The organism is Rhodococcus sp. EPR-147, from assembly GCF_001647185.1.
Classification (GTDB): Bacteria; Actinomycetota; Actinomycetes; order Mycobacteriales; family Mycobacteriaceae; genus Rhodococcoides.
Window position 1 is genome coordinate 1 of record NZ_LVCU01000436.1, and the last position, 9,799, is coordinate 9,799.

General features: G+C 64.1%; 12 protein-coding genes and 1 tRNA gene. 6 read left to right on the forward strand and 7 right to left on the reverse strand.

All coding sequences use genetic code 11. From position 1 onward, the window contains the following. On the forward strand, window positions 1-481 hold a 481-nt coding region (locus tag A2J02_RS19035; protein ID WP_156516301.1), incomplete at its 5' end, for an ABC transporter ATP-binding protein. Between the two features lie 143 nt (window positions 482-624). Here A2J02_RS19035 and A2J02_RS19040 read toward each other — a convergent pair. Both A2J02_RS19040 and A2J02_RS19045 read right to left on the reverse strand, forming a co-directional pair. Then, the gene (locus tag A2J02_RS19040; RefSeq protein ID WP_068052226.1) at window positions 625-1,959 is read right to left on the reverse strand and encodes an ABC transporter substrate-binding protein; all 1,335 of its coding nucleotides are present in this window, start codon (window positions 1,957-1,959) and stop codon (window positions 625-627) included. A gap of 173 nt (window positions 1,960-2,132) precedes the next feature. After that, window positions 2,133-2,765: an ANTAR domain-containing response regulator gene (locus A2J02_RS19045; protein WP_068052227.1), complete on the reverse strand. Its 633-nt coding sequence runs from the start codon at window positions 2,763-2,765 to the stop codon at window positions 2,133-2,135. Window positions 2,766-2,885: 120 nt separating this feature from the next. On the opposite strand from A2J02_RS19045, the gene A2J02_RS19050 reads away from it, so the two are divergent. The 3 genes from A2J02_RS19050 (at window position 2,886) to A2J02_RS19055 (ending at window position 3,932) form a co-directional block, all read left to right on the forward strand. Continuing rightward, window positions 2,886-2,962 (forward strand) — tRNA-Leu (locus A2J02_RS19050). Between the two features lie 58 nt (window positions 2,963-3,020). Further along, a complete protein-coding gene (locus A2J02_RS28365; RefSeq protein WP_188078653.1) occupies window positions 3,021-3,197 on the forward strand; it encodes a hypothetical protein in 177 nt (58 codons plus the stop codon). 3 nt (window positions 3,198-3,200) lie between these two features. After that, on the forward strand, window positions 3,201-3,932 hold the full coding sequence (locus A2J02_RS19055) for an AAA family ATPase (protein WP_068052229.1): 732 nt from the start codon (window positions 3,201-3,203) through the stop codon (window positions 3,930-3,932). Here the strand turns inward: A2J02_RS19055 and A2J02_RS19060 are convergent. Continuing rightward, window positions 3,917-4,909 carry an AraC family transcriptional regulator gene (locus A2J02_RS19060; protein WP_068052230.1) on the reverse strand — a complete coding sequence of 331 codons (993 nt, stop codon included), beginning with the start codon at window positions 4,907-4,909 and terminating at the stop codon, window positions 3,917-3,919. The genes A2J02_RS19055 and A2J02_RS19060 overlap by 16 nt on opposite strands. A gap of 120 nt (window positions 4,910-5,029) precedes the next feature. On the opposite strand from A2J02_RS19060, the gene A2J02_RS19065 reads away from it, so the two are divergent. After that, window positions 5,030-5,521, forward strand: coding sequence for an anthrone oxygenase family protein (locus A2J02_RS19065; RefSeq protein ID WP_068052240.1), 492 nt, complete (start codon window positions 5,030-5,032; stop codon window positions 5,519-5,521). Here A2J02_RS19065 and A2J02_RS19070 read toward each other — a convergent pair. Continuing rightward, window positions 5,497-5,700, reverse strand: a complete 204-nt coding sequence (locus tag A2J02_RS19070) for a hypothetical protein (RefSeq protein WP_156516302.1) — start codon at window positions 5,698-5,700, stop codon at window positions 5,497-5,499. The genes A2J02_RS19065 and A2J02_RS19070 overlap by 25 nt on opposite strands. Window positions 5,701-5,757: 57 nt before the next feature. On the opposite strand from A2J02_RS19070, the gene A2J02_RS19075 reads away from it, so the two are divergent. Further along, on the forward strand, window positions 5,758-6,276 hold the full coding sequence (locus A2J02_RS19075; RefSeq protein WP_068052236.1) for a DNA-deoxyinosine glycosylase: 519 nt from the start codon (window positions 5,758-5,760) through the stop codon (window positions 6,274-6,276). Here A2J02_RS19075 and A2J02_RS19080 read toward each other — a convergent pair. The 3 genes from A2J02_RS19080 to A2J02_RS19090 all read right to left on the reverse strand — a co-directional run. Continuing rightward, window positions 6,242-7,066 (reverse strand): acyl-CoA thioesterase, encoded by an 825-nt coding sequence (locus A2J02_RS19080; RefSeq protein ID WP_231893833.1) that lies wholly within the window; start codon window positions 7,064-7,066, stop codon window positions 6,242-6,244. The two genes, A2J02_RS19075 and A2J02_RS19080, sit on opposite strands and share 35 nt — an antisense overlap. 105 nt (window positions 7,067-7,171) lie before the next feature. Continuing rightward, window positions 7,172-8,590, reverse strand: a complete 1,419-nt coding sequence (gene pyk / locus A2J02_RS19085; RefSeq protein WP_082073683.1) for a pyruvate kinase — start codon at window positions 8,588-8,590, stop codon at window positions 7,172-7,174. Window positions 8,591-8,712: 122 nt separating this feature from the next. Then, the coding region (locus tag A2J02_RS19090; protein ID WP_068052239.1) for a glutamate synthase subunit beta at window positions 8,713-9,799 on the reverse strand (1,087 nt) is incomplete at its 5' end.

The window sequence follows — 9,799 nt, forward strand, 5'->3', positions numbered from 1 at the left end:
TCCGCAGACGCAGAACGTGTTCCCGTCACTCACCATCGAAGAGAACCTCGAGATGGGAATCTATCTGCGTCCCAAGAAGTTCGGTGAGCGTTTCGAGTTCGTCAGCGAGCTGTTCCCGCTGCTCGGCGAGCGCAAGAAGGTCAAAGCAGGCGCGCTGTCCGGCGGCGAACGACAGATGGTCGCCATGGGACGCGCACTGATGATGGAGCCGTCGGTACTGCTGCTCGACGAGCCGTCGGCCGGATTGTCTCCGATGTTCCAGGACGAGGTGTTCATCCGCTGCAAGAAGATCAATGCAGCGGGCGTCTCGATCATCATGGTCGAGCAGAACGCTCGTCGCTGCCTCCAGATCTGCGACCGTGGCTATGTACTCGATCAGGGCCGCAACGCCTACACCGACACCGGTCCGGCATTGATGAACGACCCGAAGGTGATCGAGCTGTACCTCGGCACACTGGCGGGAAGCAAAGAGAAGAAGTAGCTGCTCGGCAAACGACGACGGCCCCGGTTCGACATCGAACCGGGGCCGTCGTCGTTGCCGTCGAACGTGTGACACCTACGAAAACCTCTGGGCCCGAGTCCTGATCGAGGACTCGGGCCCAGAGGCCGTGTGACAGTTACAGATCACTCACCGACGACGATGTAATCTTCCGTCGTCAGGGTGTTGTCCGGTCCGAAGACCAGGTTGCCGTAGGAACCGGTGGCGGGCTCTCCTGCGTCACTGAAGTTCAGCGCGCCGGTGATTCCGTCGTAGTCGATATCGGTTCCGGCCTTGACGAGCGGAAGGCACTCGGCGTAGCTGGTGCACTTGGTGCCGTCCTTGGTGACGCTGTTGATGTTGGCCGCGATGTCGGTACCTGCCGTCGACTTGGCCTGCTCGGCAGCCAGCGCCGAGATGATCACTGCGTCGTAGGACTCACCCGCGTAGTTGAAGTCCACCAGAGCCGGATCGACGACCTTGAGACGATCCTGGAATCCGGTGCCGACATCGGTCAACGGAGTGGTGCCGCGCATCGTGTCCAGCAGACCCGCTGCGACCGACTCACCGAGGGCGTTGCCCATGTTGCCGTCGACGCCGTAGACCAGCGTGCCGTCGGACGGTCCGATGCCGATCTCGTGCATACGGGTGATGATCTTCGCGGACTCCTCGAAGCCGATGATGGCCACGGCGTCCGGGTTGAAGTTCTTCACACCGTCGACCTCGGCGTTGAACGACTGTGCGTTCGGGTCGTAGATCGTGGTCTGGATCTGGTCCGCCGCGATGCCCGCCTCTTCGAGGTTGTCCGCGGTGTTCGCGGCCAGGCCCGTGCCGTACGGGTCGTTGAGCGCGAGGATGGCGACGCGCTGCGCACCGTCCTGGGCGATCAGCTGGGACAGGGCCTGTGCCTGCAGCACGTCGGTGGGTGCGGTACGGAAGTACTGCCCCTTGTCCGGGTAGCAGACGAACTGATCGGACGTGTTGGCCGGCGAGAACTGCACGACGCCTGCGCTGGCGATCTTGTCGATGACCTTGAGCGAGACCGAGGACGACGCTGCACCGACGATGACGTCGGAACCGCCGGCGAGCAAGCGGTCCACCGTGGTGTTGGCGGTATCGGTCGTCGTGTCGCCCGAGTCACCGGGGATGAGCGTGACGGGCTGCTCGAGGACGCCACCGGCTTCGTTGACGTCGTTGACGGCCAGCTGCACACCGGCAACTTCGGGCGGGCCGAGGAAGGCCAGGGTTCCGGTCTCGGGGAGAAGGGTTCCCACCACCAGCGGGGCCGTGTCCGGGGTTGCCCCGGCAGTGGCCTGCTCGGGCGTGCAGTCGGTGGAGACGGTCGTTTCCGCGGCTGCAGTGCCGCCGCTGGCACTGGTGGAGTCGGTCGAGCCCGAGTCGTCGCTCGACGAACAGCCGAACAGTGCGAGCGAGGTAACGCTCAGCACCGCAGCCGTGCGGACATAGGTCCGAATTGCCATCTAGGTTCTCCTTGAAATTGCTCGTCGATGAAGCGCACCTGAGTTACATGTGGCTCACGTGTGGGTCAGACGCTAATGCGCGGAGCCGATTCGCAAGGCCTAGAACGACGCTCGTGACCTGACTGTGACCTAGAGAGTCGAAGTTTTACGTGGCCGTAGCTTTCGCCGGCCGATCAGCTTTCTCCCACGGGCTTGTTCGCAGGGGTACCGAGCGTGTCGATCACGACCTCCGCGACGGCCTTCATCGTGGTCCGGCGATCCATCGCGGCTCGCTGAATCCACTTGAACGCCTGCGGTTCTGTGAGCGATTGCGATTCCATCAGGATGCCCTTGGCCTTCTCGATGAGCTTGCGCGTCTCGAGCCGATCCTGCAGGTCGACGATCTCGGATTCGAGGGCGGAGATCTCACCGAAACGACTGGCGGCCAACTCCACCGCAGGCATCAGATCGGCTTTGGTGAACGGCTTGACCAGATACGCCATGGCCCCGGCATCGCGCGCTTTCTCCACGAGTTCGCGTTGACTGAACGCGGTGAGAATGACGACGGGCGCAATGCGCTTCTCTGCAATCTCCGACGCCGCATCGATTCCGTCCCGACGCGGCATCTTCACATCCATGATGACCAGATCGGGACGCAGTTCGACGGCCAACTCCACCGCCTGCTGACCGTCGGCCGCTTCACCGACCACGTCGTACCCCTCCTCGCGGAGCATCTCCACGAGGTCCAATCGGATCAGGGATTCGTCCTCTGCCACCACCACACGAAGCGGGGGCTTGCCAGTACCGTGCGCACCAGGAGCATTCATCTGTATCGGTCTCCTTTGACAGTCATCGCCCATCAGGGCCGTCGAGCATCTGAAGGGTACCGGTGCGCGAGGCCGAAAGCGCATCTTCTAAACTCGTCAATCGTTGCTTGAAAGACGCCAGCCCTCGTATCCCAATTGGCAGAGGAAACGGATTCAAAACCCGTCCAGTGTGAGTTCGAGTCTCACCGAGGGCACCACAGCAGCCACGAATCGGTATCGGTAAAGGCCGCTCGTGATCGCGCCTACAGTGGAGTGATGTACATACCCAGCAGTCTTCGTTGCCACGACACCAGCGCGGGCAATTTGTGCGCAGCGAAGGTCGACCATCGTTTCGGGGATTCGGCGGACCAGTCCGCCCAGTGGGTCTTCTACACCTGCAGCGCCGATTCCACTCACGAGACCGGTTACGTCGACCGCCTGGTCACTGCCTGAACCATGTTCGTAGAACGCGCGTACGTCCATGCCGACGATGTCGGATCGGACTGGCCCTTCACCGTGCCTGCTGTCGCCGACCTCGCTCGCGAGGGACTCGAATTCCTGGCACCGGTCACAATTCTGGTCGGAGACAACGGTTCCGGTAAATCGACTCTCGTCGAAGCAATAGCCGAGGGATTCGGAATCGATGCCCGCGGCGGTCGCGCGGCGCAGCAGTCGCGTCGAATCGACGAGGTGACCAGCGCGCTCGGAGAGGTACTCGAACTCGAGACCACGCCACGAGGTTCTCGAATGCTTCGTGGCCCACGACTGAACAAGCGCGGCTTCTTCCTGCGCGCCGAGACCGCGTTCGACATGGCCGAGAACCTCGGCGGCGTGCCGGGTTTCTGGGACGAGAACACCGCCGAGATGAGCCACGGTGAAGGGTTCCTGACCATGTTCGGTGCAATGTTGGACGAACCCGGTTTCTACGTTCTGGATGAGCCCGAATCGGCCCTGTCGTTCACCGCGAGCCTCCAGCTCGTTGCACTGATGTCCGAGCTGGGCAATGACGGCGCGCAGATCGTCTGCGCCACCCACTCACCGATTCTGGCGTCGACGCCCGGTGCGGACATCGTCGAAGTAGGCGAACACGGTCTACGCCGAAGCACTTGGGACGAACTCGAATTGGTACAGCACTGGCGCCGCTACCTCGACGACCCGAACAGCTATCTCCGTCACCTGCTCGACTGACCGTCGGCCATCGGCACCTCACGACGGCGACGCACACTTCCCGGCGAGACGCCCGTGGCGCGCTTGAACGCCTTCCCGAACGCAGCCTCCGACAGATACCCACTGCGCCGGGCCACTTCGGCCATCACCACGTCCTCGGATCGCAACGTGCCGTACGCGACCTGCATCCGCCACATCGCGAGATAGCTCATCACGGAATCACCGACCAGCTCGGTGAAACGTGCCGAGAACGCAGAGCGAGACATGTTCACCCTCGATGCCAGACCCGCGACGGTCCACCGCTCGTGCGGGTGTCGATGGATCAGCGCCAACGCCGTTCCGATCCGATCGTCCTGCAATGCACCGAGCCAACCCGACTGCGCACCTGGCGTATTCGCGATCCACGACCGCAGCGCATGGATCACCAGAATGTCGGACAGCCGGGTGATCACCGCTTCTCCCCCGGGCTCGAGCACACGCGCCTCGTCCGCGACCATAGCCAGTACGTTTTGCATCCTCGATTGCCTGGGGCCCGGATCAGCGTCGACCACCACCAGCGCGGGCAACAGGCGAACGAGCTTCTGCGCTGCAGGATGATCCAGCCGCACCGCCCCGCACACGAGAGTCGCAGCACGGCCGGCACCGCCCGCGTCGTGAGTGAGCACCGCGTAGCGATCGCTGATGTACTCGTGCGGGAGATCGTGAACGCTCGTCGCCCGAACCGATGCGTCGCCGGCTGCAGTGAGCACGTGCCCTCGCCCGTGCGGTACCAACGCGAAATCGCCGGGGATCAGCTCACGCGTCGGCTCGCCGGGAACCGACAATGCGCAACTGCCGTCGACGACCGTGTGAAACCACAGCGCATCCTCCATGGCGGGCAATGCGAGACCCCAGGATCCGCTCATCTCGGAGCGCACGTAGAACGATCCGGTCATCCGCAGAAAGTGCAGCGCTTCACCCAGGGGGTCGGACGACTTCCAGGGATCTGCGCCGCGCATGCACCGATCGTCCCACGAAATGGACGATCGGACATCGAACGCGGCTGTGTGCGCATTGCTCGTCCAGCCTCTCGGGACGAGGGTGGACAACTGAACGCTCACCTACTGGAGGGAATCACCGTGTTGGATCGAATGCTCGCAGTCGCCACCGCCGTTGCCGCCGTCGGATGTGGGCTCGTTGCCGGAGTGCTGCTCGCCTTCTCCATCAGCGTGCTCCCCGGCCTGGCAACACTGCCGGTACCCGACGCGATCGCCGCCATGCAGAGATTCAATGCTGCGATTCTGAGCCCACTGTTCCTGGCACTGTTCGTCGGGACAGCCGTATCGTGCTTTCTCGCAGCGATTGGCGCCGTATCGACCGGTCGGGGTTCACCGGTGCTGGTCGTGAGCGGAGCCGTTCTCTACGTTCTCGGATGCGTCGCGATCACGGCCGCTCTGAACGTCCCCCTCAACGACGCGTTGGCCGGGGTGGATCCAGGCAGTGCTGCCGCCGCCCAGGTGTGGCAGAACTTCACCGAGAAGTGGACGCGATGGAACACCGTCAGAACAGTGGCCGCGACTGCGGCCTGCGCCGTTCTGATCCTCGGTCAGGGTAGATCGGCGCTGGGCTGATCGGACACCGAGTCCTGGTGTCGCTTACGGATTTCTTCCTCGAACCGCGCGATGAGGTGGTCGGTGTCTGCCTTGGACACATCGCGCGCGCCCTCGTCCATCGAGGCGTCACGACCCCGGCGCAATGCAGCAAGTTCGGCTTCGAGTTCGTTGTTGTCGAGTACACGTGGATCCAGCATGACCTCCATTGTGGTCCCCTGTCCGGTGCCCCCGCGGGGATTTGCTGTAATCACGCAATGAACGTCGTGCACAGCTTCGCACCGATTCTCGGCCGCGGCGCGAACACCTTGATTCTGGGCTCGATGCCCGGCGTCGCGTCGCTGGCCGCGCAGCAGTACTACGCGCATCCACGAAATGCGTTCTGGCCGATCATGGGAACGCTCTTCGGTGCCGGCCCCGAACTTCCCTACGATGCGCGCACCGAGCGTCTGCGCAGCCAGGGCGTCGCGATATGGGACGTGCTGAAGCTGTGCACGCGTGAAGGAAGCCTGGATTCGGCGATCGTCGAATCGTCCATCGAGACAAACGATTTCGAGCAATTGTTCGCCGAGAATCCCGGCATCGACCGGGTGTTCTTCAACGGAGCCAAGGCCGCCGAGACCTACCGGCGGTACGTGAAATCGGCAACGCCCCAGGTGGGATTCGAACGACTACCGTCGACCAGTCCGGCGCACGCAGCACTCGATCCGCAGGCCAAGACGCGAATATGGACCGACGCACTCAGTCGCGGACCCGTTTCGGGAAGTGCCGGATGAGACCTTCCTGAACGACGGTGGCGAGCAGCTGCCCGTCCATCGAGAAGAAGCGGCCGGTGGCCAGTCCGCGCGAGCCGGCCGCAACCGGCGATTCGGTGGCGTAGAGAGCCCATTCGTCGAACCGGAACGGACGGTGAAACCAGATGGAGTGATTCACCGTCGCCGCGACGATGCGGTCGAGTCCCCACGACAGGCCGTGGGTGGTGATGATCGAATCGAGCACGGTGGTGTCCGACGCGTAGCCCATGGTCGCGGCGTGAAAGATCGACGCGTCGGGCAGATCCCCGTCGGCCTTCATCCACACGCGATTGTGATTGAGCTTCTCCCCGGTGCCGTGCATGATCCACGCGGGATCGTTCGCGTAGCGCATGTCGATCGGCTTGAGGGCGTCGACGAACATCTGCAGACGGTCCTCGTACCCGACGAAATGATCGCCGAGCGGAGGCAGTGCGTCGGGATACGGAACCTCGGGAACCTCGACGCTGTGCTCGAGGCCCTTACCGAAATCCTGGAAGGCCGCGAGCATGACGAACAGCTCGTTGCCGTCCTGTACGGCGGTGACCTGCCGGTTGGCGAAGGCTCGGCCGTCGCGCTGTCGCGAGACCCGGTACTCGATGGGCTTCTTGACGTCACCCCCGCGAATGAAGTGCGCGTTGATCGCGTGCACGTCCCGCGACGTACCGGATACGGTCCGGCCCGCCGCGATCAGGCCCTGAGCAACGAGCTGCCCCCCGAACGTTCGACTGCCCACCTGCTCGGGGTGAACCCCGAGGAACACGTCCTCCTCGATCTCCTCGAGTGCGAGGAGATCGAGGAGCGTCTCGAGATCTGTCCTGCGTACAGCTGTACTGCTCGGCGCGCTTTCGCTGACGCCGGTTCCCCCCGCTTCGACCACTTACCGGTCCTCTTCTCCGATTCGGTGCACATGGATCAAGTTGGTCGAGCCTACTGTGCCGGGAGGGGCACCGGCCACGATCACGACCTGATCGCCCTTGTTGTACCGACCGAGTTCGAGGAGCGCCTTGTCGACCTCTTTGACCATCGCGTCCGTCGAGCCGACATCGGGGACCAGGAACGTCTCGGTTCCCCAGCTCAGCGACAGCTGGCTGCGCACTTCGGAGATGGAGGTGAAGGCGAGCAACGGAAGCTTGGTGTGCAGACGAGCCAACCGTCGAACGGTGTCACCCGACTGGGTGAACGCAACGAGTGCCTTCGCGTCCAGGCGCTCACCGATGTCGCGGGCGGCGTAGGAGATGACGCCACGCTTGGTGCGCGGGACGTGCGTCAGCGGAGGAACACTGTCGCCCTCGGTCTCGACCGTCTCGACGATGCGAGCCATCGTCCGCACGGTTTCCATCACGTACTTACCGACCGAGGTCTCACCGGAGAGCATGACCGCGTCGGTACCGTCGAGCACTGCGTTGGCGACGTCGGACGCCTCGGCGCGCGTCGGGCGGGAGTTCTCGATCATCGATTCGAGCATCTGGGTCGCGACGATGACGGGCTTGGCGTTGGCGCGGGCGATCTGGATGGCGCGCTTCTGCACCAGAGGTACCTGCTCGAGGGGCAACTCGACGCCGAGGTCACCGCGGGCGACCATGATCGCGTCGAATGCGAGCACGATGGCTTCGAGATTGTCGACGGCCTCGGGCTTCTCGAGCTTGGCGATGACGGGAACTCGACGGCCCACGCGGTCCATCACGGCGTGGACGAGTTCGACGTCCGCGGGAGAACGGACGAACGAGAGCGCGATGAAGTCGACACCGAGGGCAAGGGCGAACTCGAGGTCGGCGATGTCCTTCTCGCTCATGGCGGGGACGGACACATCCATGCCCGGCAGGGACACGCCCTTGTTGTTGCTGACCGGTCCACCTTCGGTGACACGGCACAGTACGTCGTTGCCTTCGACGCCGGTGACCACGAGGCCGACCTTGCCGTCGTCGACGAGGAGGCGGTCGCCTTCCTTGGCGTCCTGGGCCAGCTCCTTGTACGTGGTCGACACTCGGTCGTGGGTGCCCTCGCACTCCTCGACGGTGATGCGGATCAGCTCACCGGCCGCCCAGGTGGTCGAACCCTCGGCGAATCGGCCGAGACGAATCTTCGGTCCCTGCAGGTCGGCCAAGATACCCACGGCTTTGCCGGTGGCGTCCGATGCTGCGCGGACCCTCTCGTAGTTGGCCTGATGATCGGGGTGATCACCATGGCTGAAGTTCAGTCGTGCGACATCCATTCCACTCTCGACGAGTTCGCGGATGCGCTCTGTGGTTGCGGTTGCGGGTCCAAGGGTGCAGACAATCTTCGTACGTCGGCTCACGAAGGCGAGCCTAGCCGCTGGACGCCGCGTTCTCTATCGCAGACGCATCCACCCGAATACTACCGACGGGTAGCCGCGCTATCCCGCAGCTGGGACGGTCTGTACCGGTTCAGAGACGGGAGTCACACGACCGCCAGAGGCAGTGCGGTCGGGTGTACGGGCGACGGCAATTCCGAGTGTCCGGTGAGGAAAGCATCGACTCCGTGAGCCGCGGATCGACCCTCCGCGATCGCCCACACGACCAACGACGCACCGCGATGCGCATCCCCGCACACGAACACGCCCGGTGCCGTGGTCTGCCAGTCGGGACCACACGAGAGCGCACCCCGCTTGGTCAGCGCCAGGCCGTACTCGTCGAGCAGCGGACCGTGCTCGACACCTTCGAAACCGATCGCGAACAACGCCAGATCACAGGGCAATTCGATCTCCTCCCCGATGGGTGTGACGATGCGTCGACCGTCCGCGTCGCGCTGCACCTCCACCTCGGCGAGCACCATCGCACGAACGTGCCCGCGCTCGTCACCGAGGAATCGCTGCACCGCGACCTGATGACGCACGACGCCACCCTCGGCGTGCGCGGGTGAGGTGCGCAGCACCAGCGGCCACGACGGCCACGGCGAGAGACTGTCGTCGCGAGCCCCGGGCAGAGCGGGGTTGTAATCGAGTTGCGTCACCGACGCAGCACCTTGGCGGTGCGCCGTTCCCAGGCAGTCGGCTCCGGTGTCGCCGCCGCCGATGATCACCACGTGCTTGTCTGCAGCGGAGATCGAGGTGGGACCGTCGCCCTCGCATTCCTTGTTCGACGGCACCAGATGCTCCATGGCCAGGTGGATGCCGTCGAGTTCGCGACCGATGACCTCGGCGTTGTCACGAGCCCGCAGAGCTCCGACTGCGAGAACGACTGCGTCGAAGGATTCACGCAGTTGCTCGACGGTGAAGTCGATCCCGACCTCGCAGTCGGTGACGAAGTGCGTTCCCTCGGCCCGCATCTGCATGAGGCGCTGATCCAGCACGGACTTCTCGAGCTTGAACTCGGGGATGCCGTAGCGCAGCAGACCGCCGAGACGATCGTCCCGCTCGTACACGGTGACGTCGTGCCCGGCGCGTGTGAGCTGTTGCGCTGCAGCCAATCCCGCAGGGCCGGATCCGACGACGGCGACCCGCTTGCCGGTGGTGATCGTCGGCGGCTGCGGAACGATGCTGCCGTCT

Bases quoted from the DNA above. Each gene is read 5' to 3' on its own strand.
- A2J02_RS19040 (WP_068052226.1), bottom strand. From the start codon at position 1,959: ATGGCAATTCGGACCTATGTCCGCACGGCTGCGGTGCTGAGCGTTACC.
- A2J02_RS19045 (WP_068052227.1), bottom strand. From the start codon at position 2,765: ATGAATGCTCCTGGTGCGCACGGTACTGGCAAGCCCCCGCTTCGTGTG.
- A2J02_RS28365 (WP_188078653.1), top strand. From the start codon at position 3,021: ATGTACATACCCAGCAGTCTTCGTTGCCACGACACCAGCGCGGGCAAT.
- A2J02_RS19055 (WP_068052229.1), top strand. From the start codon at position 3,201: ATGTTCGTAGAACGCGCGTACGTCCATGCCGACGATGTCGGATCGGAC.
- A2J02_RS19060 (WP_068052230.1), bottom strand. From the start codon at position 4,909: ATGCGCGGCGCAGATCCCTGGAAGTCGTCCGACCCCCTGGGTGAAGCG.
- A2J02_RS19070 (WP_156516302.1), bottom strand. From the start codon at position 5,700: ATGCTGGATCCACGTGTACTCGACAACAACGAACTCGAAGCCGAACTT.
- A2J02_RS19075 (WP_068052236.1), top strand. From the start codon at position 5,758: ATGAACGTCGTGCACAGCTTCGCACCGATTCTCGGCCGCGGCGCGAAC.